Annotated in this window: 19 protein-coding genes; 17 read left to right on the top strand and 2 right to left on the bottom strand. The window is 54.5% G+C overall.

What is annotated here, in order from left to right; translation table 11 throughout:
- Window positions 1-2 precede the first annotated feature (2 nt).
- From Q8O77_RS09880 to Q8O77_RS09890, 3 genes are all read left to right on the top strand, one after another.
- The gene (locus tag Q8O77_RS09880; protein WP_305552701.1) at window positions 3-2,429 is read left to right on the top strand and encodes a LamG domain-containing protein; all 2,427 of its coding nucleotides are present in this window, start codon (window positions 3-5) and stop codon (window positions 2,427-2,429) included.
- Window positions 2,430-2,439: 10 nt separating this feature from the next.
- Window positions 2,440-4,017: a hypothetical protein gene (locus Q8O77_RS09885; RefSeq protein ID WP_305552702.1), complete on the top strand. Its 1,578-nt coding sequence runs from the start codon at window positions 2,440-2,442 to the stop codon at window positions 4,015-4,017.
- A 61-nt stretch (window positions 4,018-4,078) separates the two neighbouring features.
- A complete protein-coding gene (locus Q8O77_RS09890; RefSeq protein ID WP_305552703.1) occupies window positions 4,079-4,894 on the top strand; it encodes an ABC transporter substrate-binding protein in 816 nt (271 codons plus the stop codon).
- 12 nt (window positions 4,895-4,906) lie between these two features.
- Here Q8O77_RS09890 and Q8O77_RS09895 read toward each other — a convergent pair whose 3' ends face one another.
- Both Q8O77_RS09895 and Q8O77_RS09900 read right to left on the bottom strand, forming a co-directional pair.
- Window positions 4,907-5,719: an ABC transporter substrate-binding protein gene (locus Q8O77_RS09895; protein WP_305552704.1), complete on the bottom strand. Its 813-nt coding sequence runs from the start codon at window positions 5,717-5,719 to the stop codon at window positions 4,907-4,909.
- An 87-nt stretch (window positions 5,720-5,806) separates the two neighbouring features.
- The gene (locus Q8O77_RS09900; RefSeq protein WP_305552705.1) at window positions 5,807-6,790 is read right to left on the bottom strand and encodes an FAD:protein FMN transferase; all 984 of its coding nucleotides are present in this window, start codon (window positions 6,788-6,790) and stop codon (window positions 5,807-5,809) included.
- A 363-nt stretch (window positions 6,791-7,153) separates the two neighbouring features.
- Here Q8O77_RS09900 and Q8O77_RS09905 point away from each other — a divergent pair, with 363 nt between their 5' ends.
- From Q8O77_RS09905 to Q8O77_RS09970, 14 genes are all read left to right on the top strand, one after another.
- Window positions 7,154-7,735 (top strand): DUF4255 domain-containing protein, encoded by a 582-nt coding sequence (locus Q8O77_RS09905; protein WP_305552706.1) that lies wholly within the window; start codon window positions 7,154-7,156, stop codon window positions 7,733-7,735.
- The gene (locus Q8O77_RS09910) at window positions 7,732-8,571 is read left to right on the top strand and encodes a hypothetical protein (RefSeq protein ID WP_305552707.1); all 840 of its coding nucleotides are present in this window, start codon (window positions 7,732-7,734) and stop codon (window positions 8,569-8,571) included. The genes Q8O77_RS09905 and Q8O77_RS09910 overlap by 4 nt, the downstream gene beginning before the upstream one ends.
- Window positions 8,572-8,588: 17 nt before the next feature.
- Window positions 8,589-10,148, top strand: a complete 1,560-nt coding sequence (locus tag Q8O77_RS09915; protein ID WP_305552708.1) for a phage tail sheath C-terminal domain-containing protein — start codon at window positions 8,589-8,591, stop codon at window positions 10,146-10,148.
- 65 nt (window positions 10,149-10,213) lie between these two features.
- Window positions 10,214-10,672: a phage tail protein gene (locus Q8O77_RS09920; RefSeq protein ID WP_305552709.1), complete on the top strand. Its 459-nt coding sequence runs from the start codon at window positions 10,214-10,216 to the stop codon at window positions 10,670-10,672.
- A gap of 13 nt (window positions 10,673-10,685) precedes the next feature.
- The gene (locus Q8O77_RS09925; protein WP_305552710.1) at window positions 10,686-11,150 is read left to right on the top strand and encodes a phage tail protein; all 465 of its coding nucleotides are present in this window, start codon (window positions 10,686-10,688) and stop codon (window positions 11,148-11,150) included.
- A gap of 4 nt (window positions 11,151-11,154) precedes the next feature.
- A complete protein-coding gene (locus Q8O77_RS09930; RefSeq protein WP_305552711.1) occupies window positions 11,155-11,328 on the top strand; it encodes a DUF5908 family protein in 174 nt (57 codons plus the stop codon).
- Window positions 11,328-12,017 (top strand): peptidoglycan-binding protein, encoded by a 690-nt coding sequence (locus tag Q8O77_RS09935; protein WP_305552712.1) that lies wholly within the window; start codon window positions 11,328-11,330, stop codon window positions 12,015-12,017. Before Q8O77_RS09930 ends, Q8O77_RS09935 begins: the two co-directional genes overlap by 1 nt.
- A gap of 2 nt (window positions 12,018-12,019) precedes the next feature.
- Window positions 12,020-13,807, top strand: a complete 1,788-nt coding sequence (vgrG, locus tag Q8O77_RS09940; RefSeq protein ID WP_305552713.1) for a type VI secretion system tip protein VgrG — start codon at window positions 12,020-12,022, stop codon at window positions 13,805-13,807.
- Between the two features lie 26 nt (window positions 13,808-13,833).
- On the top strand, window positions 13,834-14,133 hold the full coding sequence (locus tag Q8O77_RS09945; protein ID WP_305552714.1) for a PAAR domain-containing protein: 300 nt from the start codon (window positions 13,834-13,836) through the stop codon (window positions 14,131-14,133).
- Complete coding sequence (locus Q8O77_RS09950) at window positions 14,134-14,559, top strand: GPW/gp25 family protein (RefSeq protein WP_305552715.1); 426 nt, start codon at window positions 14,134-14,136, stop codon at window positions 14,557-14,559.
- Complete coding sequence (locus Q8O77_RS09955) at window positions 14,559-18,482, top strand: hypothetical protein (RefSeq protein ID WP_305552716.1); 3,924 nt, start codon at window positions 14,559-14,561, stop codon at window positions 18,480-18,482. Before Q8O77_RS09950 ends, Q8O77_RS09955 begins: the two co-directional genes overlap by 1 nt.
- Window positions 18,475-19,275 carry a hypothetical protein gene (locus Q8O77_RS09960; protein WP_305552717.1) on the top strand — a complete coding sequence of 267 codons (801 nt, stop codon included), beginning with the start codon at window positions 18,475-18,477 and terminating at the stop codon, window positions 19,273-19,275. Before Q8O77_RS09955 ends, Q8O77_RS09960 begins: the two co-directional genes overlap by 8 nt.
- Window positions 19,268-21,673 carry a hypothetical protein gene (locus Q8O77_RS09965; RefSeq protein ID WP_305552718.1) on the top strand — a complete coding sequence of 802 codons (2,406 nt, stop codon included), beginning with the start codon at window positions 19,268-19,270 and terminating at the stop codon, window positions 21,671-21,673. Before Q8O77_RS09960 ends, Q8O77_RS09965 begins: the two co-directional genes overlap by 8 nt.
- Window positions 21,651-24,389, top strand: coding sequence for a contractile injection system tape measure protein (locus tag Q8O77_RS09970; RefSeq protein WP_305552719.1), 2,739 nt, complete (start codon window positions 21,651-21,653; stop codon window positions 24,387-24,389). Before Q8O77_RS09965 ends, Q8O77_RS09970 begins: the two co-directional genes overlap by 23 nt.
- Window positions 24,390-24,987 lie beyond the last annotated feature (598 nt).

Here is a 24,987-nt window from a genome sequence, read left to right on the forward strand (position 1 = left end):
TGATGAAGTTATTTTTACTCCCTATGCTGGCGCTGAGCCTGGTATTGGCCGGTTGTGGCGGTGCAGAGGTAGAACAAAATCCGCCGCCACCGGTTCAGGAAGACAACACCAACTACACTGGGCCTGCACCGCAAACTGATGATATTCAGCTGTTTAAACTCACCTTGTGGGACAACATTGCCAGTGCAAACCGCTGTGGTGCCTGCCATGTGCAAAGCAATACCGCGCCTTATTTTGCCCGTAATGACGATATTAATCAGGCTTATGCTGCCGCCGTACCGCTGGTTAACCTGGCCGACCCGGCGCAGTCGTTATTAGTAACCAAGTTGGCCGGCGGACATAACTGTTGGCTGGCCAGCGATACAGCCTGTGCCGATACCATGGCGCAGTGGCTGCGCAACTGGGCCAACAGCAGCGATACCGAAAGCGCCACGGTAGCATTAGTGGCACCGCCGGTGCGTGAACCCGGCAGCAGCAAGGTGCTGCCACAAGACCCGGCACTATTTAGCAACAGCGTGTATCCGCTGTTACGCCAGTATTGTGTCAATTGCCATGCGCCCGATGCGCCGCAAACACAGTCGCCGTTTTTTGCCGACAGCGACCTGGCGGCGGCCTATGAAGCCAGCCGTAAGCTGATTAACCTTGATAATCCGCAATTATCGCGCTTTGTTGCCAGGCTTGGTGGTGAGTTTCATAACTGCTGGTCCAACTGTGATGATGATGCGGCCGACATGCTGGCCGCTATCAGACAAATAGCCGACAACGTTGAGCTGAGCGCGCTTGACCCTGCGCTGGTGCCGTCTAAAGCACTGCGGTTGGAAGATGGTATTGTTGCCTCCAGTGGCGGGCGTTTTGAAGCCAACCAGATTGCCTTTTACCAGTTTAAAACCGGCGAGGGCGTTATTGCTTATGATACTTCCGGCGTAGAGCCGGCAGCGAATTTAAGCCTGCAGGGTGATATCAGCTGGGTAACCGGCTGGGGCCTGCAAATTAACAGTGGCCGGGCGCAGGCCAGTACGCAAAACAGTGCCAAGTTGGCGCAGTTGATCAGTGCCACCGGCGAGATGAGTATCGAAGCCTGGGTAGTGCCGGCCAATGTGGTACAGGAAGGCCCTGCGGCTATTGTCAGCTACGCCGGTAGCAGCAGTGAGCGTAATTTTACGCTGGGACAAAGCCAGTATAACTACGACTTTTTACTGCGCTCAGACAGTGCCGATTTTGCCGGCTTACCGGCCCTGAGTACCGCGGATGCGGATGAAGTGTTGCAAGCTACGTTACAGCATGTAGTGCTGACGCAGGACCCGGTAAACGGCAAGCGTATCTATGTTAATGGTCAGGACACCGGCGTGCGCCAGCCGGCTGATGCTATCCGCAACTGGGACAGCAGCTATGCGCTGATTGTTGGTAACGAGGCCAACGGTAACCGGCAGTGGCAGGGCACAGTGCGGCTGCTGGCGGTGCATAATAAGGCGCTGAGTGCGGCACAAATTCAGCAGAATTATGAGATTGGCGTCGGTCAGAAGTTCTACCTGCTGTTTGGTGTCGGCGAGCTGATTAACCTGGCCGACAGCTATATCGTGTTTGAAGTAGCGCAGTTTGACAGCTATTCCTACCTGTTTAATGCACCTTATCTGGTGAATCTGGAGGGGCGCAGCTTGCCGCAAGACCTGCTGATAAGCGGTATGGCACTGGGTATGAACGGTAAAGAAGTGGTTACCGGTCAGGCCTGGTTAAAACAGCAGTTTAGCCTGGCTGGCGGTACTGCGTTAACAGAGGGGGCGGTGTTGTCGACGCAGGGCACTATTATCGGCACTGAGCTGGGCGCCGGCGCGGACGAGTTTTTCTTATCCTTCGGCCGTATTGGTGAATTTGAAAACGTGCGCAGCGGTATCAGTGTGCCGGTGCAGCAAATTATTGCCACCGGTGATGAAAGCAGTGATATCGGCTTGCGTACCTTTGCTGAAATTCATGCCGGCATGAGTGCATTAACCGGGGTGGCGCAGCAACAAAGTGCGGTGTCTGCGGTATATCAAACCATCCAGCGCCAGTTACCGGCTGCCGATAATATCGACACCTTTGTCTCGGCGCAGCAAATGGGCATTACCCAGTTGGCGATTGCCTATTGCAATGCAGCGATAAGCGATAACAACATCCGCCAGAGCTGGTTCCCTGCGGTGGATTTCAGTACCGGCCCGGCAACTACCTATAGCCTGGCTAACCGGCCGTTGTTTATGCAGCCGTTGCTGGATCAGCTAATGCCGTTGTCGCCGCAAACGTCGGCGCTGCGCGCTGATGTCGAGACGGAGCTTGACGCGCTGATTACGCGGTTAAGTAACTGTGGCGGGGCCTGCAGCGCCGACCGCAGTACAACCATTGCCAAAGCGGCCTGTACTGCGGTACTGGCCAGTGCTGAACTGCTGGTGCAGTAGGAGAAAAGTTATGAAACGTAAAACACCTTTGCACCCGGACAGCCCGCTGTTTCACGCCTGCCACAGCAAGCCGGTAAGCCGGCGTGATTTTATCGCCTGCGGTATGGGCTATGGTGCAGCAGTGCTGACCAGCGGCTCGGTATTTGGCCTGTTTGCTAATCCCAACAAAGCCTATGCCCAGTTGTCGCCGGATCTGGAAGCGTTAAAGCAGCTGTGCGGTATTAATGTGCAGGGCGCCGGTAAAATTCCGTTCATTTGCTTTGATTTAGCCGGTGGCGCCAATATTGCCGGCTCCAATGTGCTGGTGGGCGGTGCCGGTGGTCAACTGGACTTTTTATCGGTGCAGGGTTATAGCAAGCTGGGTTTACCGGCCGATATGGTGCCGACCGCGGTAAATGCCGCCAATCCGGCCGGTGGCTTTGTTAACGATCAGTTGGGGTTGGCGTTTCACAGCGACTCGCAAATGCTGGCCGGTATTTTAGAGCGCACCACTATGGCCACCCAGGCCATGACTAACGGCGCTGTATTGCCGTCGCGGTCAGAAAACGATACCGGCAATAACCCGCATAACCCGATGTATGCCATTGCCAAAGCTGGTGCCAGCGGCTCGTTAATGCCGCTGATTGGTTCCCGTAACTCTGACTCCGGCGCTAATTCCATGATGCCAATGGAGTTTTATAATGCTGAGCTTAGGCCCACCAAAATTGACCGGCCATCTGATGTCACCGGTTTGGTGGATGTGGGCGATTTATTCAGTTTATTAAATCAGAATGATGCGGTGGCGGTAATGGAATCGGTGCAGCGCATCAGCGACAGCAAACTGGGCCGCGTGAATACCAATATCAGCCGTGATGCGGTAATTAAAGAGCTGATCCGCTGCGGCTACGTGAAAAGTGCCGATCTGGCAGATCGCTTCGGCAACCCTGCGACACTGGACCCGGCCGCAGATCCGGATATTGTCGGTGCGGCCGGCATTTTCACTGCGGACGAATTTAATGCCGACGCTGAGTTTCGTAAAACCGCATCGGTAATGAAGCTGGTAGTAAACGGCTTTGCCGGTGCCGGCTCCATCACCATTGGTGGCTATGACTACCATACCGGCGAGCGCGGTACCGGTGAGCTGCGTGATTTACGCGCCGGCCGCTGTATTGGCGCCTGTCTGGAGTATGCTGCGCGGATGAACCAGCCGCTGATGATATACGTATACAGCGACGGCTCGGTGGCCAGTAACGGCCGTATTGATGACTCGGAATTTGGCCGCGGTAAAGGCGAGTGGACCGGCGATAATTCCTCCACTGCAGCCTCTTTTATGTTGGTGTACAGCCCGAACGGCAGGCCGTCTTTACTCGGTGGCACGCCGGCAGAACAAGCACGGCATCAACAAATTGGTTTTATGCGACCGGATGCCTCAGTCGAAACCGGCTCGTCTATCGCGGCCAATAATGTCAACTTACTGGTGCAAACCGTAATGCTGAATTATCTGGCCTTACACGGTGAGCAAGGCCGGCTTAGCGAAGTGGCGCCGTTTCATGGTTTGGGTAATGCCGCCAGCGTTGACAGGTTAACGGCCTTTGCGCCGATAATTTAGCGGCAGAGCCTTAATTGGGCGTATATAGTGTAAACAGTTGTTTCGCTGTAGCGGAGGCCTTATGAAATACAGCGTAGTGTGGTTACTTTGCCTGCTAAGCAGTTTTCCCGGTTACAGTTGTAACTTACGGATGGGCATAGAAACCAGCTTTCCGCCTTATATAGTGCAGCAGGGTGACAGTTGGCGTGGCTTAAATGTCGAGCTGCTGCAACTGCTGGTGCAGGATATAGGTTGTGAGCTGGAGTTTATTCACAGCCCCTGGCTGCGCTCATTAAAGCTGATAGAGCAGGGCGAACTGGATGTACTCAGCCACCTAACCTACAACACCGAACGCAGTGCTCAATTTGCCTTTATCGGCCCGCACCAGTTAGAAAGCATTTATCTGGTAGGTTCCGCTGAGGCCTTTGCCGGGTTGACTGACATCAGCCAATTAAGACGCCAGGGTAGCACAGGCATTATTGCACTGCTAAACGGTGCCTATTACGGCGATGAGCTGGACAGCATTTTAAATGACGCCAACAACCGCTCATTATTTGTGTTTATCCGCGGTAACGAAGATAAGCTGGCGCTGTTACTCAACGGCCGCGTGCATGGCTTGCTGGAGGATATTACCGCGTTTCATTACTGGAAGCAGGCTGCAACCTTGCCGGCAGAGCAATATCAGCCGCTGTTTAAAGTGTATGAAAGCCTGGTGTATTTCGGTTTTAACCGCAAAACCCTGACCGCTGCGCAATTGCAACAGCTGGCCGCTGCCTGGTACAAACGTTATCAGGATGGCAGCCTGCAGCGTATTGTGGCCAGGTATCAGCTGGCCGATTACCGCTTCAGCCTGCCACAGCCAGGTTCTCTTCTACCTCAAGCGGCAGCGCCGGACTGACAACGCAGTGGTTTAATCGACAAGCGCATCAGGGAGCAGCCGCGCCGGGTCCAGCTGATATTTGCGGTAAATCGCAGCCAGTTCACCGTTGTGATACAGCTTATGCCAGGCAGCCGTTAACTGCTGAATTTGCTGCTCTGACAACGCCGTTTTACTCAGGCCGAAGTACACCGGGCTTTCATATACCAATAACAGTGGCTGGTATTTTTCCGCCATCGGATAGCTGTGCTGCTGCCAGTAATGCAGCACCGACAAGTCTTCTAAAATGGCATTAACACGGCCGGCCCGCAGCAACGCCAGCTTATCCTGAATGCTGCTGATACTGACCAACTGGCGCGCCAGCGCCGGGTGTTGGCTTAACTTGCTGAATTCCTCACCGTAGTAAGCACCGTGCAGGCTGGCGATAGAGCCCAAATCTTTATCTTGCGTCAGCTGTTGCAGGTTATTCAGCGCCGGCAGTACAGCGGGATCGCCAATTAGGTAAATGGCTTCAATATGATGCGGGCCGATAAAGGCAAAGTGCTCTTTACGCTGCGGGCTGACGGATAAATGGCTCAGCACGTCCAGCTCACCGCTTTCGCTTTGCTGCAGTGAGCGCAGCCAGGGGCTGTTAATAAAACTGAGCTGGCAATTTACCTCGCTGGCCAACCGTTGTAACAGCTCAACACTTAAGCCGCCCCATTGGCCGTCGCGTTGAATTAAATGCGGCGGAAAATCGGTTTCTGCTGCCATCCGTAATGTACATTGCTCTGCTGCTATGGTTGGAAATAGCAGCTGCAACAGCAGCATTAGCAACAGCCAGCTGCGGCATAATAAAGACATCATAGTATTCAATATCCGGCTGGTTTAAATTTCCTGTTACTGAATGTAGCTGAACGGCGGCATTAATGCATGCGTTAAATGCCGGCGCTGTTATTGTGTCAGACCACTGGAGAAGTGCATATTGCGGTTGGCATCAATAAAGATAGCGTCGTAGCCGTCAATACGTTCAATCAGCTCCATGCCTTGTTGCAGGCCCAACACAAACAACGTAGTGGATAAAGCATCAGTTTTGCTGGTATCAGCGCCGGTTACCGTAACACTGAGTAAGCCGGTGGCACTGACGCCGGTTTTCGGATCGATAATGTGGTGATAGCGCACACCATCTTCAATAAAATAACGCTCATAGTCGCCTGAAGTGCTTATCGCACTGTCCTGCAACGGCAGTTGAGCGGCATATTTATCGTCCTGACGCGGGTGTTTTATTGCCACCAACCAGGGCTTGCCGCGTTTATCGCCCAGCAGGCGGCTATCGCCGCCGGCGGTTAATTGGGCATGCTTAATGCCCTGTTGTGCCAGCAGGGCGATACCACGCTCAACCGCATAGCCTTTGGCTATGCCGCCTAAATCAATTTTCACCCCAGGCTGGCTGTAGCGCACTTTATTATCCGCCAGTAACTCAATACTTTGATAATTCACGTATTGCCGGGCTTGGCGCAACTGAGCGGCATCAGGTTTTTTGCGCGCACGGTAATCATAGTAAAAGCCTACCGAGGCAAAGGTAATATCAAAGGCGCCGTTACTCAAAGCCGAAATCTGTTTAGCCTGTTGCAATAACTGATAAAACTCACTGCACACTGTTACCGGGGCTGTGGCGGCATTGCGGTTTAACAGGCTAAGCTCGCTGCTTTCAATATACGGGCTCATTAACTGATTTATCCGCTCAAACTCGGCCTGCACATCCAGTATCAATTGCCTGGCTTTGGCCTTGTCTTCGCTCCAGAATTCGATATAGGCACGGGTACCCAGGGTGTCAAAGGCTTCACGTTGCCATTGCGCCTGGGCCGGCGCTAACAACATTAAGCCGGCCGGCACAGCATATAACATCAGTTGCAACAGAGAAAAAACAACGCGCATTAAGTATTCCGATAGCGTAAACAACAGTGTGGCTATTGTTGCAGAGCCGGCAGTTTTACTCAATGCTGCCGTTAGCTTTGACGCTTTGGTCGGCTGTTTTATTTCGATGATGGTGGATTTTATTTGATAAATTTCCGATATGTTTGCATTGTTGCGATCAAACACTATCTTTAAATGCGTTGGGCAATACCTCCTCGTATAAATAATCAGTTGTTTGTTTTTGTTATTTGTTTTTACTGCCGTTGGAGACTAAGGGCATAGCCCGGGTTCTTAATAAAGTACCTTACAGTAGTCGTTACCCTGAATTATCGTTCACAGCCATGATGGCTGTGTGGTGTTCGTTTGGCAGGAAGAAAAAGTAATATGATAGCAAAGACGTTGTCGCAACTGGCGCTGCAGCTTAATCGCTTCTTACGACATAATTTTAAACTGGACGAAGATATTGTACTGGTGTCGAACTTAAATGAGGCCGACGGCAGTGCCTGCACCCGGGTAAACAATAAATTAGCCTTGTTTCTGGTTGGCGTGGAAAAAGAAACTGCCTCGCGCAGTAAAATGCCGCTGCTTGACGCCGGTTTTGCCCGCAGCAGCAACAGTGCACCACCATTGCACCTGAATTTATATTTAATGCTGGCGGCCAATTTTAACGGTGCCAATTACAGTGATGCGTTAACACTGTTGTCAGCTTGTATCAGTTTTTTTCAGCGCAACCCGTTATTTACACAGCAAAATTTACCTGAGCTGGACCCTGCGATTGAACGCCTGGCACTGGATGTGGAAAACCTCAGCATTCAGGATGCCGGCAGCCTGTGGGGTATGCTCAGCGGTAAGTATCTCCCCTCAGTGTTGTACAAGGTACGCATGGTCAGTTTTGACGGTGCAGATATCTACAGCCAAAGCAGCTTAGTGCATAAACCTGCCAGTGAAATTGGTAACCAACCATGAGCTACCTGACGCTTTGCAGCATCACCTTGCGGCATCAGTATTTCAGCGACGGCCTGTTACAGCAGGGCCGCCTGGTTATCGCCACAGAATCGGCCGCCGCGCTGCATAACGCTCAGTTCGTGTTTAAACCTACCAAACAAGGTGGCCTGTTGCTGCTGGATACTGCCCGGCGCGACATCGCCGCGGCATGTTGCGACCCGCTGTTAACCCTGCATATGCTCTGGTACAGCACAGATCCGCAGTTTGGCAGTTACAGCGCGCCCGCAGTACCGGCAAACCGGTTGTTGTATTGCAATAATCGTGATTTGCAACCGGAGGCGGCGGGCCGGTTACATGCAGCGGCCACGTTAGGCAGTGCTGAGCTGACAGAGCTTAGTGCGCCTGAGCTTGCCGGTTTATCACAGCTTAAACGCCTGCCGTTACCGGCGCTGGTGCTGACGCTTGATATCAAGCGTGCGGCAATTGAACACCTTACGCCGGATAACGCAGCAGCGTACTCGGTGCAATTTGGTTGCCGCCACAGTATTTGGCGTTATTACCTCTGTGGCAGCAGCTTTGCGTCGCCGCTGACTATCGCCGATATGGCGCAGCAACAGCAGTTTGTGCAGCGGGCAGATATTACGCTGGCAAACGGCCGCCGCGCTAAGGTGTTTGAGTCCGGCCAGCCGTTAATGTTGGCACAGTTCAGCCCTTACCGGTTTGCGCTGGTGAGCCGCACAGATAATACGGAAAAGATTCTGATCAAACGGCTGCCGGTGGCGGCTGCCGGGCAGTTCGACAGAGCGGTAGTAAACGGAGTAGAGAGCAACGTGTCGGAAATTTACCTTAACTATTAACCTGAAAGGATCCAATCATGGGGCAGATGAAAACGCCTGGCGTTTATATCGTAGAAAAAAATGCCTTTCCCAATTCAGTAGTGGAAGTGGCTACGGCAGTGCCGGCGTTTATCGGTTATACCGAAAAAGCGCTGAACGGCAATAAATCGCTGACTAATCAGCCAATGCGTATCAGTTCAATGTCAGAGTTTCACAATTACTTTGGCTTTGCACCCACGCCAATGTTTGGCTTGGCCGAAGCTGCAGCGCCGGATGACAACACCTTCAGTGTTGGCGGCAAATCGTATCAGTTTAGCCATGACAGCGGCAAAAATCTGCTGTATTACGCCATGATGCTGTTCTATCAAAATGGCGGTGGCCCCTGCTATATAGTGTCGGTTGGCAGCTATGGCGATGACGTTGAAGGCGCCAAATTAATGGCCGGTATCGACCAACTGATTAAAGAGCAGGAACCGACCATGTTGGTGATACCCGAAGCGGTATTGCTGACAGAAGACGACTGTATTGCGGTGCAGCAGGCCGCGCTGGCGCACTGTGGCGGCAAGATGCGTAACCGCGTGGCGATTTTAGATGTGTGGCAGGGCTATAAACCACGCCAGCATCCGGACGGCGATTGCATCGACAATTTTCGCGGCAAACTGGGCATTAATTATCTGGATTTTGCCACCGCCTATTATCCATGGCTGAACACCAGCATAGTGCAGGAACGCGATCTGAGTTATCAGAATCTGGCCCCTGCTGAGCTGTTGCAGCAACTGCTGAAACAAGAGCGCAACCTGCCGGATGAGCTGCCGAAACTGCCTGATACGGCCACGGCCGCCGATAAAGCCGCGCAACTGAAACTGCAGCAGCAACTGGACGCAATAGCTGAGGTCAGTGCCGATTGGAGCAAACTTGAAAGCGCTGAGCGCGTGGCCAAGCAAATGCTGTTACACAAAAGCTTAAAAGCCATCAGCCCGCTATATAGCCAGTTGATCAGCCAAATGCGCGCTATGTTGAATTTACTGCCACCGGCAGCGGCGATGGCAGGTATTTATACCATGGTGGATAACACTAAGGGCGTGTGGAAAGCACCGGCCAATGTCAGCTTAAGTGCTGTGGTATCCCCTGCTGTAAATATCAGCCACGATGAGCAGGAAGATTTAAACGTCAGTACTCAGGGTAAATCGGTCAATGCTATCCGCACCTTTATCGGCGAGGGTACCCTGGTGTGGGGCGCCCGTACCCTGGACGGTAACAGCCTGGATTGGCGTTATATCAGTGTGCGCCGCACCATGATTATGCTGGAAGAATCAATCCGGCTTGGTACTAAAGCCTATGTGTTTGAAAACAACACCGCCAGCACCTGGGTCACCGTTAAAAGCATGATCCGTAACTTCCTTACCGGTATTTGGAAACGCGGCGGCCTGGCCGGTGCGTCGCCGGAAGATGCATTCAGTGTCAGTGTTGGCCTGGGTGAAACCATGACATCGGAAGATATTCTCGAAGGTATTTTACGCGTTACGGTCATGGTAGCGCTGATCCGCCCGGCCGAGTTTATTGAAATCACCTTCCAGCAGCAAATGCAGAAGTCCTGATTAACCGGCTGATTAACCGAATAGCGAGTAATTGATAATGAACATGCTTATTAAGGAGCTTAACAATGGCTGATGACGGTTCAACCCAATCCACTTCGGTATGGCCCTTACCGAAGTTTTATTTCCAGGTGAAATGGGACTCTGAAGTAATGTCGTTTCAGGAAGTATCCGGCCTGGATATTGAGGCACAAATTATTGAATATCGCGCCGGTGATAACCCGGTGTTTTCTGCTACCAAGATGCCGGGGCTGAAAAAGTCCGGCAACGTAACGATGAAAAAAGGCGTGTATAAATCGGATAACAAATTCTGGGCCTGGTTTAGCCAGATCAAGATGAACACGATAAAGCGCCTGCCAATTACCATCAGTTTGCTGGATGAAGCCGGTGGCACCACTATGGTGTGGACCTTAACCAACGCCTGGCCCACCAAAATCACCGGCACCGATCTGAAGTCAGACGGCAATGAGGTGGCAATAGAAACCATCGAAATTGTGCATGAAGGTATCACCATTGATAACCCGTAGCAGGTAACAGCGCATGAGTGAGTTGGCAGCTTCAGACTATCCGTTAACGGCGTTTTATTTTCGCGTTAAGTTTGCCGCTACCGGCGGCAATGCCGACACCGCTTTTCAGGAGGTGTCTGGCATTGGCGTGCAGCTGGATACCGAAGATGTGGTGGAAGGGGGGGAAAACCGCTTTGTGCATAAGTTACCCAAAGCGGTGAAACACGGCAACCTGGTGTTAAAGCGTGGTATAGCGTCGAACAATTCAGCGCTGGTGCAATGGTGTATCAAGGTGTTTGAACAAGGAGTGGATATCAGTATTACCCCGATGACCATTATGGTGGAACTGCTGGACAGCAAGGGGCAACCGGCGCGCAGCTGGTCTTTTGTTAATGCGTACCCGGTTAGCTGGCAGGTTGAGGGGTTTAATGCCGGCAAAAATGAAGTGGCGATAGAAAAGCTGGAGTTCAGTTACCAATATGTGAACAAGGAGCGCTGAGATTATGCCCATTGAAGTTACCCGGCTAATTGTAAAAGCTACCCTGCTCGAGCCGCAGGCCGATACCGCCCCACCGCCTGCTGTAGCGGCAGAAGATATCCGGCAACTAAAGGAAGACATTTTGCAGGAATGCCAACGGCTGGTGCAGCAAGCGCAGTATGAGCAGAGGCAACGTTGATGAGCGGCAGCAAAACCCTGTTAAGTATCAGTTGTTGTGATCAAAACGGCCAGCCCAGCGGTGAAGGCCGGTTTCAGGCGATGATTAATCCGGCCAGCCTGAACCATCAGCTGGGTATCAGCTATAACACCGACAACAGCAGCATTTTACCGGTAGGCAAATCGGCGGTTGAAAGTAAGCTAAGCCAGTATCAACAGGAAAAACTCAGCTTTGAGTTGGTGCTGGATGGCACCGGCGCTGTGCCGCAGCTACCGCCGCAAGCCTCAGCAGGTGACGTTAGCCAACAGGTTAAACAGCTGAAAAACGTGGTGTATCACTATGTCGGCGAAAAACATGAACCCAGCATCGTTAAGCTGCAATGGGGCCAAAGTTTCAGCTTTGTTGGCCGTTTAAGCAGTATGACGGTGGATTACACCTTGTTTAAACCCGGTGGTGATCCGCTGCGGGCAAAAATTAAGCTGAACTTCGGCAGCTATATGTCAAATAAACAGGAGGCGTTAAAAGCTGATCGGCAATCACCGGATCTCACCCACCGCGTGCTGGTAAAAGCCGGCGATACCTTGCCAAACCTGTGTTACCGCATCTACCGTGACAGCAGTTACTACCTGGCGGTAGCCGAATTTAACCAACTGGACAGTGTCAGCGTTGTTGTGCCGGGCACGCAGCTGTACTTTCCGCCGTTGAGGTAAGCATGGCTAACTCTCCGTTACAGGGTGCCGACGGGCCGGTTCGTCTGACTATATTAAGTGATGGCACGGCACTGGCAGACAGTGTCAGCGTGATCAGTGTGGAGATAAGCACAGCATTAAACCGCATTCCGCAGGCGCTGTTAACTTTCAGCGACGGCGATATGCCGAATAAGGATTTTCCGCTGAGTAATCAGCCGGAACTGGCACCGGGTGCTGTGCTGGTGATCAATGCCGGCTATGGCGATACCGAGCAGCAGCTGTTTAGCGGCGTAGTGGTAAAACACAGCCTGACGGTAAAAGGAAATAATCAGGCGCAACTGCTTATTGAGTGCCGCGACAAAATTTTTGCTGCCAGCCTGGGCCGTAACAACGCGAACTTTGTCAATATGACCGACAGTGATATCTGGCAGCAACTGGCCGGTAAATACGGTGTCAGCTGCGAGGCAAAGGCCAGCGGTGAGAGCCATGCTGAGCTGGTGCAGTATTATTGTTCCGACTGGGATTTTATGCTGCTGCGCGCTGAGGTTAACGGGATGGTTGTCGCTGCCGGCGATGGCAAACTTAGCATAGCGCCGCCGGATGTGGGCAGTGCAGCAGTACTGAAAGTAACTTATGGTGATGACTTACTCAGCTTTAACGCCAGCCTTGATGCCAGCCAGCAGTTCAGTACGGTAAAAACCGTTAGTTGGGATCCGGCCAGTCAGCAGTTACAAAACAGCGAAGCGTCCACTACCCCCCTAACCGCGCAGGGCAACCTGGCAGCCGATACCCTGGCCGGGGTGGCGGCGTTAAGCGAATTCCGTTTGCAAAGCAGTGCGCCACTCAGCAGTGACAGTTTAAGCAGTTGGGCCAAAGCACAGCAGCTGAAATCGGCGCTGGCACGGATTCGCGGCGAGCTGCAATGTCAGGGCTCGGCCTTGCTAAAACCCGGCGTGTTGCTTGAGGTCGAAGGGGTAGGCGAGCGCTTTAACGGCAAGGTGTATGTCAGCGCGGTGCGGCACAGCATTGGCAAAGGCGACTGGGTGTCGCAGGTTAGTTTTGGTATGTCAGCGCAGTGGTTTGCACAAAATGCCGATATCAGCGCGCCGCCGGCCGCCGGTGTACTGCCGGGTGTCAGCGGCTTGCAAATTGGCGTAGTGATAAAACTGGATACCGACCCGGACAGCGCTTATCGCATTCAGGTAAAAGTGCCGTTGCTCGAAGCGCAGAGCGAGGGCGTGTGGGCGCGGTTGCTGAGCTTTTATGCCAGTGACGGCTTTGGTCAGTTTTGTCTGCCGGAAGTGGGCGATGAGGTGATCCTCGGCTATCTGAATAACGACCCCTGCTATCCGGTGATTTTGGGCAGTGTTTACAGCAGCAAACGCAAACCGGCCTATGAGCCGGCAGCAGAAAACAATATTAAAGCCTTTGTCAGCCGCACCGGGCTGACACTGGAATACGACGAAGAGAAAAAACAAATCAGCCTGTTTACACCGGCCGGGAATAAAGCGGTGCTGGATGACGACAGCAAAACCATCCTGCTGCAGGACCAGCACGGCAATAAGGTCGAGCTGTCTGAAAGCGGCATTTTACTCGACAGCCCGAAAGACATCAGCTTAAACGCCAAAGGTAAAATCAGCCTGCAGGCGGTCGGCAATATTGAGCTGGCGGCCAAAGCCGACTTCAGTGCCGAAGCGCTGAATATTAAGCAAGAGGCCAAAGTGGCGCTAACCGCCAAAGGCAATGCCAGCGCTGAATTATCAGCCAGCGGCCAGACTACGGTAAAAGGCGCCATGGTGTTGATTAATTAAGGAGCATCTATGTCACAGGAGAGTCTATGCCACCGGCTGCACGTTTAACCGATATGCACCAGTGCCCGATGCAAACCCCCGGTTTACCGCCGATCCCTCATGTTGGCGGGCCGGTACTGGGGCCTGGTGTACCTACGGTGTTAATTGAAAAATTACCGGCTGCGGTGTTGGGCGACAGCTGTATTTGTGTCGGCCCGCCGGACAGCATTATTAAAGGCTCGGCTACTGTAATGATTGGCGGTAAACCGGCGGCGCGGCTTGGCGACAGTTGTGCCCATGGTGGCACTGTGGTGCTGGGCGCAGCAACTGTAATCATAGGAGGCTGAATGAGTGCAGAGCAGGCTGATAATGCGTTTTTAGGCATTGGCTGGGCTTTTCCGCCGGCATTTGACAGCGGCACTTGCAGTGCGACGCTGGTAACCGATCAGCAGGACATTGAGCAAAGCCTGCGCATCTTGTTTTCAACCCATCCGGGCGAGCGGGTGATGCAGCCGGAGTACGGCTGTGCTTTACAGCGCTATGTGTTCAGCGCGCTGGATGAACATGCGCTGGCCAATATTATTGATGCCATCAGCCACGCGGTGTTGTTTTTTGAGCCACGCATCCGGCTGCTGCAGGTTACGCCAGATCTACAGCAACTGTATGACGGCGTGCTGTTGCTGCAGCTGAGTTATCAAATCCGCGGTACCAACAGCCGGCATAATATGGTGTATCCGTTTTACTTACTCGAAGGCACTGAGGTGGCACCGTAATGGCGGATTTCACACCTCGCCGGCACTGGCCGGCGCTGTTTCACAGCGACGGGACCACACAAAGCGAACAGCGCTATGCCGCGCTGCAAAGCGATTATTTTCAGCCGGATACGCTGAACTTCAACCAATTACTTAGCCTGGCGGCAGGGCTGGCGGAGAATATCCGTTTTGTCGATGCAGCCGGCGACAATCATGGCAATTGGCAGCATTTATTTGGCCACAGCGAGCCGGCAATTCTGGCGCAAATTGCTGCGCTGGAGCCCACGCGACTGCAGCAGCAATGGTTGGCATTAACGCAGCAACCGCTGGCGCGCCGGCGCCAATTTGTGTTGCAACTGCTGCAGCAATACAGTGATTGGTACCGGCAACTGTTAGCAATAGGCTCAGACAGCGCCGTGTTACTGGCCGATAAACTCTACACCAGCTGGCAAACTCAACTGGCACCGGCGATGGCGGCACTGCAGCCGCTGGCAGATACCGCCGCGGCTGACAGCGCGGCGCATAGCAACAGCTTACTGCACTGTTTACTGCACTTAGCGCCTGCGCCCGGCAGCCGGCAGATCAATCCGGCAGATGCTTTAACACACGCCTGCAGTGCTGCCTTGCAGTTGTGTCGTTATTTACAGCAGGAAACGGCCGGCCGGTTAACTGCGCTGTTAGCATCCGGTCACAACGAGCCGGCACTGGCGCTGTTGCTGGCGTTTCTGGATCTGTATCGCAATAATCAGCAGCAGTTAAATCAGCTGACAGCCAGACATCAGGCTTTTTACTACGATGATTGCTTAAAAATGCCGTGGCAGCAGGCGGCAAAGCAGCGGGTTTGGCTGAGTCTGCAATTAAGCCCGCAGACCGGCACCAGGCTATTACCGGCCAATACCCTGTTCAGTGCCGGCAAAGACAGTCAGGGCCGGGCGCTGTTGTTCAGTAACCCTAAGCCGCAGTGGCTCAGCAACGTGCAGGTACAACAGCTTTATAGCCTGAGCTTGCTGCGCAGCCAACGTATTTCGCCCGAGCATGAGCTGGGCTTTGTCAGCCGGTTATACAGTAGTACTGCATATAGCAGCCCGGCAGACCCCAGGCCGTTGTTTATCGCCGATGATGCCGCTGCCCGTATGCCGGGCTTTGCGGTCGAATCGCCGATATTACAACTCAGTGAAGGCGAGCGCAGCATTGAATTAGCGCTGACGCTAAGTGCACCTGATGATCTCGCGGCTAAACTTACCGCCTTGTTACAGCGCGCCGACTACAGCTGGCCGCAGCGACTGGAGCAGGCGTTGGCGCTGGTGTTAGCCCAGCTGTTGCCGGCTAACGCCTGCAGTGCACAGCAGCTTGGCACTGCAGCTGCAGAATTGGCACTGCAGCTGCCGGATCTGCCGGTGCTGGCGCCGGATAAGCGCTGGCTGGTGTTTTATCAACAGGTGCTGCTGCAACAGTTAGCGCGCTGCGAGCAATTAACAGAGTTTTTCCGGCTGTTTGGCATCTTGTTCAGTTATTACCTGCTGGGGCCGGAGCAATGGCTCAGTAATACACAGCGGCAACAGCTGTTGCAGCAGGCCGCACAGCTGACCTTGCAGCAGGGTAACCGGCAAAGTGTTGATTGCCTGCAGCAATTGCTCAGTGACGATCGGATGACAGTGTTTTACCGCTACTGCAGCGATATGTTTGTGCTGAGTTTGTCCACGGCGGACGGCGACACCGCGGTGGCGGAATACAGCCTGCAACCTTTAGGCGCTGAGCAATTAGGCTTGCGGCTGCATTGTCAGCTCAGCAGCAGTTTTGCCGCGGTTTGCGGTAATGAGCACGGCAGCGCCATGCTGCAATTGCGGTTAAATCCAATGGCGAAACTGTGCGGTTATTCGCTGTGCAGCCAGTTTGATGTAGTGCATTGCAAGCTGGAGGTGAGTGTACGCGGTGCGCGTAGCCTGAATCTGAGTAACCAGCAGGGGCTGCTCGACAGCAGCAAGCCGTTTTGGCCGTTTGGCCCGGTGCCGGGCGCCGGCAGTTACCTGCTGTTTAATCATGCAGACTGGCAACACAAACAATTACAGCAGCTGGAACTGGAGCTGCAGTGGGCAGAGCTGCCGCGTGCTGCCGATGGTTTCAGTGGCCATTATGCCGCTTACGGTGACAATATCAGCAACAGCAGTTTTACCGCCAGCCTGGCACTGCTGGATGCCGGCCGCTGGCAACCCGTGGCTGAAACGCGCCAGCGTAAAACAGAGTTCTGTTTGTTTTCGGCAGTACCCGGTACAGAACAACTGCAGACAGAGCAGCGGTTAAGCTTCAGTGCTGTCAGTAACTTCCGGCTTAACGCGGCCAGGGCCGGGCAGCCATTTCACAATGCCGCCAGTGAGGGCTTTTTCCGCCTCAGTTTACAACAGCCGCAAATGGCGTTTGGCCACAGCCGCTACGCCACAGCGCTTAGCAACACTTTATTGTACAACGCCCGACACAAGCGGCCGCTACCGTTACCGCAGCCGCCTTATTCGCCGCAGTTGCAACTGCTGAGTGTGAATTATCGCGCCAGAGCTGATATTTACCCTGGCCAGGATCCGCAACCCGGCAGTAAAGAGCGCTTGTTGCAGTTGTATCCGTTTGGCCGGCGCCAGGCTTATCCGGCGGCCGGGCGCGAAGCGGTGCGTATGCTGCCGTATTTTCCACATCAGGCGTATATCTGTTTTGGTTTGGCCGGCGCCGATATCAGCGGCCAGCTCAGTTTATTGTTTGATATTGAACCGGCCGCCGGCAGCAGTAATACCGTGCCGGAAAATGCGTTGCGCTGGCAGTATCTGCACAATGATCAATGGTTAGACTTTTCTGCCCCGGCGGTGCTGGCCGACAGCAGCTATGGCCTGACCTCCAGCGGTGGCGTGTTGTTGCAGTTGCCGCATAGTTTACAGCAGCAGCACCAGTTGATGCCGTCCGGCGTCGCCTGGCTGCGGCTGTGTTGCAGCGCACACAGCCGGCGCTATGGCCGGCTGAGACGGGTGCTGACCAACGTAGTGCCGGTAGAGGCTGTCAACAGCGGTGAGCAGCTCAATACTGCACAGTTGCTCAATGTCAGCCCGTTGCAGTGGCAGGCACAGGGCAAGCTGGCCGACGTGGCCGGGGTTGACTATTTGTTGCCGCTGCAACCGCAGCATAAAGCCGAAACAGCGGCGGCGCGGCAGCAGCGCATCGCAGAGCGGCTGAGCCATAAACAACGGGCCAGCACGGCGCGTGATTTTGAGCGACTGGTGTTGCAGGCATTTCCGCAGCTGGCAAAAGTAAAATGTTTCCCCAATGCGGCGCTGGAACATAATAGTTTAGCGCCCGGCCGGCTGTTATTGATTGTGGTTGCCGCGCAGCAGGGCTGTTTGCATCAGGAATGTCAACGCAGCCTGGTAAGCGGCGACTTGCTGCGGCAAATTAAGCACTATGTGGCGGCGTTGTCGTCGCCCTTTGCTGCCATCGAGGTTGCTAACCCGGGCTTTGAGCAGTTACAGGTGCGCTGTGCGGTGAAATTAGCGGCCGGGCTGCACTCCGGTGACGGCTTACAGCGTTTGCAACTGGCGCTGTCCGATTATCTGTGCCCCTGGCATCAGCAAGGGCTGGCTGCACGCTTTGGCTGGGAATTACGGCCGCAGTTACTGCAATCTTTTATTCAACAACAGCCTTATATCGACTATGTAACCGATTTTTCCTTGTTGCATATCAGCCGCTACGGCAGCCGGCAGTACCGTTTGTTCGACAGTGCGCGGCAACAGCAGGCTGAGCAGTTGGTATTGCGGCCGCTGCGGCCATGGAATTTGCTGACACCGGCGCCGCACCATGCACTGCAAACAGTAGAGCTGCGCCAGCCGGTAGCGGCCCAGCTTACCGGTGTCAGCGAGCTGGAAATCGGCCAGACCTTTATTATTCAGCAGGAAGATGGCGATGGCTAAACGCAACCGTAATACGCTGAAAAACTTCTTTCGTGACGGTGCTATGCCATCGTCACAAGAATTTTCTGATCTGATCGATTCGTCGCTAAACACGCTGGAAGACGGTTTTGATAAGTCGGATCAGTACGGCTTTGAAATCACCGTGCGTGGCAAAAATACCGAATTGCTGAGTTTTTTTCGCGACAACCTTAATCAACAACCGTTGTGGAGTGTGCGCTTTGACGAGCGCAGCAATAGCCTGCAGTTTAAACCTACCGGCGCTGCGCCGTTACTAAACCTTACCGCGCAGCAGCGGCTGGGTATTGCAACCGACACCCCGGCCAGCACCTTGCATGTGGCTGGTGTTATTACGCAGCAGGGTTGTCAGGGGTGGCAGCCTACAGGTAAGGCGCAGGTGGCGGCTGACGGCCAGTGGCACGATATCAGCGGGCCGTTGCAAGGCTGCCAGGCATTTGAGGTGATGGCCGGAACCGGCAATAAAGGCAGCGGTAAGTATGCTCTGCTCAAAGCCACAGCACTGAATACCTATAACCCCGGCGGCTGGTGGTTTAACTTTCTTAACCGTAAGAAACGCATCTGTGTGCAACAGGCCTATTATTTGTCGCGCAGCTGTAAGCTGGAACTGCGCTGGCAGGCGCTGGAGCAGGGCTATTGTCTGCAAATACGTTCGCGTACAGATCTGGGCCCCGACGTGCGGCTGAGCTATTACCTGACCCAGCTATGGTTTGACGAACAAATGAGCCGCTGCTGGCAGGCGCCGGAGCAAACGGGCAGCGGAGGCGACAATGGCTGAGCAAAGTATTAAGCGGCACCAGAGCAACGAGCCCGACCGCTTTACGCAGCTAAAACAGCAGGGATTGGCGGATATTATCCGCCTGGCCGGTAAACGCTGGACCGACTATAACCTGCATGATCCCGGTATTACCTTGCTCGAGCAGCTGTGTTTCAGCCTGACGGAACTGCAATACCGCTGCGACTTCGCCATAGCTGACTTACTAACCGGTGCCGATGGCCGCATTGATTTTGCGGCACTGGGGCTGGTATCGCCGGAACAAATTCTCAGTTGCCGGCCAACCACCACGGCAGATTACCGCCGTTATATGCTGGATTGCCTGCCGCAGCTGGCTGAGTTTTACTTGCTGCCGCAGGCCACAACCGGCTTGTACCATGCGGTAGCCGTGGCGCGCGGGGCCGATAACGATGCTGCAGCGCTGATCGCGAAGATCCGCCGTTGTTACAGTGCGCAGCGTAACCTGGGTGAGCAGCTGACCGACATCCGCCTGTTAGCGCCGTTGCCCTGCCAGCCGGTGGCAGAATTAGACATTGCTGCTGCGGCCGATCCGGTTGAACTGCTGGCTGAGTTTTACTACCGCTGCCAGCAGTTGTTGCAGCGCAGCACGGAGCGCTGCAGCTATGCTGATTTGCTGGCGCAGGGCCAGAGTTACGAGCAGTTATTCGACGGCCCGTTAACGCCGGACGGTGTATTGCTGCACAGTGCGCCGGACTATGGCCAATTACAAATCAATGACTTCTTTCAGCCGTTGCAGCAAATCGACGGCGTGGTGCAACTGAACCGGTTTTATCTGCAGTGCGAAGGCCGCGCCTGTTACGACAGCCTGCCGCTGCAGCACAACTTACCGCTGTATTGTTTGCAACCGCTGTCAGCCGGTCAGGCTCCCTCAGTGCAGCTGTTGCTGGGCAACAAGGCGATTGCTGTTGATATGGCCGCGGTGATGCAGCGCTATCAGCAAAAACTGTTTCGCCAACACAGCCGTTGGCAAACTGACCTGGCGGCACTGTGTCCTGCGCCTGAGGGGCGCTATCGCCCGGTTGGCCATTATCAGTCATTACAGGCGTTGTTGCCGCGCAACTATGGGTTACAGCGGCCACCGGCACAGAGCAGCGCCGTGCAGTTGCAATTAAAAGGCTATTTGTTGCTGTTTGAGCAGCTGCTGGCTAATTTTTTGGCTCAGTTACAACAGTTACCGGCGCTGTTTTCGCCGTTTGAAACCGGGCAAAGCTACTATTATCAGGCGCTGGACAACAGCCATATCGCCGGTATTGAAAGCCTGCAGCACGGCGCTATGGCGACAAAACTGCAACAGCTGTACAGCCGGCTGGATGATGTATTGGCACGCAAACATCGTCTGCTGGACTATTTATTGGCGCTGTATGGCGAAAGCTTGTATCAGCACAGTTTGCAGCACTTTGACTATTATCACAGCGCACACAGCGGCAGCGCCAGGCGCTTGCAGCAAAAAATCAGTTACCTGCAACAGATTGTCTGCATGACACGTGATCGCGTGGCTGCGCCGGATCATTATGCGCCGTTGTGGCGCGATGCTGTCGGTGGCTTCGTACGTAAACAGGCGCTGCTGCTGGATCTGGGCCAGATAGCACAGTCGCTGACCACGGCGGTGCTGCAACATAAGTTACGCTTAAGCCGCAGCAGCGCACAGCTGCAACTGCTGTATTTGGATGAAACCCTGGCCGATGATTTACTGCAGCCGGTGCCGGCCCTGCGTTTACCCTTTACTGCTGACAGCCCGGCGCTGCGCCGTCGTCTGAGCGGCGCCTGTTGTTTCGATGGCGATACGTTGCCGGAGCAGGTTGTGCAAAGCGGTGTGATGCTGGCCAACTACCGTATTACCCGGCACAACGGTCGTTATCAATTGCTGCTGCCGGTACCCGACAGCCGGCGTGATGAGTGGTGGCTGCTTGGCAGTTACCGGCATTATCGCGGCGCCTTGATTCTGGCCAATTGCCTGTGCCAATTTTTGTGTCATATCAGCCGAAGTTCCGAAGGTTTGCATGTTATTGAGCATCTGTTGCTGCAGCCGGAGCCGACAGATACCACAGACAGCCTGCCGCTTGAGTTTTATAACGGCCGTATTACGGTACTGTGCCCCGGCTGGACGGCCCGTTTTGCCGATCGCGGTTTTCAGCAATTGGTCAGCGAAACGCTGCAACTGAACTGTCCGGCCCATTTGAGTTGCCAGGTCATATTTATCAACTTTAAGCAGATGAACTATTTTGAGCGGCTGTTTAAATACTGGCGCACCGCTTTTAAACAACAAGGCCAAAGCAGCAATGCTGAAAGCCGCGCGCTGGCACACTATATTTACCGGTTAAGTAATGCGCAGCCGGCAGCAGCGCCGGAGGTAGCAGATGCATCAACTAACGCAGGTTGAGCTGGATTTTTGCTGCCGCTCAGAGCCGCTGGCAACCTGGTTCAGTGCCGCCGGCGAGCGGCTGTTTGTTGATGAGCTGCTGCCGGTGGCGCAGCAGGTGCTGGATGAGTTCGATACCGATGTATTACTGCAACTGGATGAAATTCAGCTGCAGCTACCGCCGCTGCAACTGCCGGCCGAGCGTTATAGGTTGCAACATTGCTTTCGTGAGGAATTGCGCCGCCAGCTGTGGTTGTTATTACCCGACGCACAGCGCCGGCAAGGCCGGACATTAACAGCAACAGAGCAACAGCAGTTAGTTGCGGCGTTACGCCGCGCCGACAGTGCAAGGTTGCAGCAAGATTGGGCATTTTACCTGCAACATGCCGCTGAGCTGGTAGCTTTACTGCGACGTTTGGCTGCCAACAGTGATCTGTGCCGCGTGCTGGCATTTGGCTTAAACGATACCATGTTGGCCGAACTGGTGTTGTTACTGGCACCGGCCGAACAGCGCTTTATTTTGCAACTGATGGCGCAGCCGCAATTATTCAGCCCGGGGCGCGTTAATATACAGCTGCAGCAGCAACCGGTGCCGCCACCGGCACTGCAACAGCGGCAACGGCATTTGTGGCAACTGAGTTTAAGCTACCTGCTGGTTGACCGTGGCAGCCGTTTTAACCGGCGTAGTTATTTACATAATTTACTGCAGCGCATGGCGGCGCACGACAATGTGTCGCTGCAAAGTCTGGTGCAGCATATGCAGCTGACTTTAGTGCAAAGCCGGCAACTGTTTGCGCGGCACAGCCCGTTGCTGTTGCAGTTAAGCGAATTACTGGCCGGTATTACTCAGGCGCCGCAACCATCCGGCCAGATTGACAGCTTCGCGGTGGTACCGGGCTACTTCAGCCGGCGTACGGCACAACCGCTTGCTGTGTTGCCGACAATAGCGATGTTGCGGCCGCTGCAGGGCTCTTTGTTACAAGCGTCGTCGCTACAAGCTGCGCCAATACAAACAACTGCACTGCAGCATCAGGCCCGGCGCTGGCGGCAATGGCAAAGCTTGTTATTGCAGGGGCAGCTAACTCTGGCGCAGCAGCGCAGCTTTAATTGGTTGCTGCAGCAACTGTTGGCGCAGCGCAGCGCACTCTGGCTGGATGCGGTGCGTCAGCAGCTGCTGGCTGCACCGTTATTGCAACGGCTGATCCAATACGCTTCAGATAATCATTTGCAGCAGCTGTTTCAACAGTTACAGCCGGCCAGTGTTGCCGGTATGCAACCCTATACGGCGTTATTGCAATGGAGCCTGGATGGCATCAGTTTACCGCTGCCGTTATACCGCCAGGCCAGATGGCAACCCCTGCTGCAATGCAGCCTGCAGCGCCAACCCCTGACATTGCCGTTGCTGTTGTGCCAACTGCAATTATGGTTAGAGGCAGAAACCGGCAGCGTTGCCAGCCGGGCGTTGTTGCAGCAGTTGGCGCAGCAATTACTGCATTACACCGGCAATACGGCTTATGCCAGACGCGAGCAATTGCTGCAGCAACTAAACCTGCAACTGGCCGCCACTGCACCGCTAGCTGTCACGCCAACCGGCGCTGGCAGCGGCAAGGCCGCAGCGCGACAAAGTACAAAGGCTGCAACATCAACCGCGGTTGCCGCTGATGTCCGCGGCCGGTTAAGCCGGGTATTGCAACTGCTGCTACAGCTGCTGACACCCGGGCAGCAGCAACGTGTGCAGGCTATTGCTGCACCGTTATTGCAGCATTTCAGCAGCGGCCGCGCTGCAGTGTCGCCCGACAGCGCTTCGAGCCCGGTTACCGTGCAGCTGTTTAGTTACAACTTGTTGCAGCAGTTAGCCCCGGCATTGGCGCCGCAGGCGATGCCGCATTTTTACCGGCAACTGGCGGGGCGCTTACGCCAACTCAGTAACACAGAACCGGCGCCGGCAGAAATCGGCATCCTGTTACAGCAGCTGACACTGCTAAGCAGCCGGGCGTTGGCTGGACAAATAACCGCGCAGACAGAGCCCGGTGCAGCAGCGTTGGCGCAATCGGCCGGTGGCTCACTGTTATCACAGGCATCTTCACCACACGGCGGGCTATCGTCATATGCCCCTTTATCACAAGATGCAGTGGCATCAGATGCTGAGGCGGCAATGCCCGGCAGCCGGTTGCAGTATCAGGCGCAGGCCGCAGCTGAAGCTATACAGCCTGCCGCCGCGCAGCAATGGTTAGCTAATGCCGGTATTGTATTGCTGGCGCCGTATCTGCCGCTGTTGTTGCAACGTCTGGGTCTGGTGTCGGCACGGCGTCTGGTCAGCACAGAGGCCGGCTGGCAAAGTTGTGCATTATTGCATTATATGGCCACAGGCCAGTGCGAACTGCCGGCAGATTACCGGCAACAATGGCCACTGCTGATGTTGCTCAGTGCCGTACAAGCGCCTTGTCCGGCCGGTTATCAGCTGCAGTTTACCCCGGAGGAGCTGGCGCTGGCCGACAGCCTGCTGGCCGGAGTGCTGACGCAGTGGCCACAACTGGCCAACAGTTCAGTAGCCACCTTGCGCGAATGTTTTTTACAACGCGGCGGCACCCTGCAGCGCAGTGGCAACGGCAGCGGTTGGCAACTGCAGGTCGATAATGGCCCCTACGACATGCTACTCGACGGCTTGCCCTGGTCGTACTCGTTAATTTGTTATCCGTGGATGCAAGGAGAGGTGTATGTCCATTGGCGCGGTTAAACCGGCTGAGCAGGTAATAACACTGCAGCTGACGGCAGGTAACGCCGGCTGCCTGCAGCAGGAACTGGACTGGTTGGCACGCTGTATTGAACTACGTTTGCACAGTTATTTTCAGCAACAGCCGTTGCTGTTGTTGCAGCAGGCGCCGCCACCGCCGTTAGCTGCCGGCAGCGGTAGTTATGCCGATTTTGTGTTGACACAACAGCTGAGTGCACCACAGCGGCTGATCCTGTTGCTGGCGCTGGCACCGCATTTACAGCCACAATTACTGGATACTTTTTTTGTCCGCAATGACAACCTGGCGCGCAGTTTTACTGAGTTTGGTGGCTGCAGCAGCAAACAGCATCAGGGCTTTTTGCCCAGTGCGCAAACCGCCGCTTTTTTGCTGGCCGGCAACGACCTGGCGGGGCGGTTGCAGGTGATACAGCTGCTGCAGAGCGAGCAGCAGTTATGCCGGAACAATATTATCTGCCTGCGCCTTGATGCGCCGGACGAGCCGTTTTTAAGCGCTCAGCTTAGCGTCAGCGCCGAGTATCTGCAGTTGTTTTACAGCGGCAGCCGGCAAAAGCCGGATTACAACAGCCATTTTCCGGCCAAA

It is taken from the genome of Rheinheimera sp. (genome assembly GCF_030690345.1).
Lineage (GTDB): Bacteria > Pseudomonadota > Gammaproteobacteria > Enterobacterales > Alteromonadaceae > Alishewanella.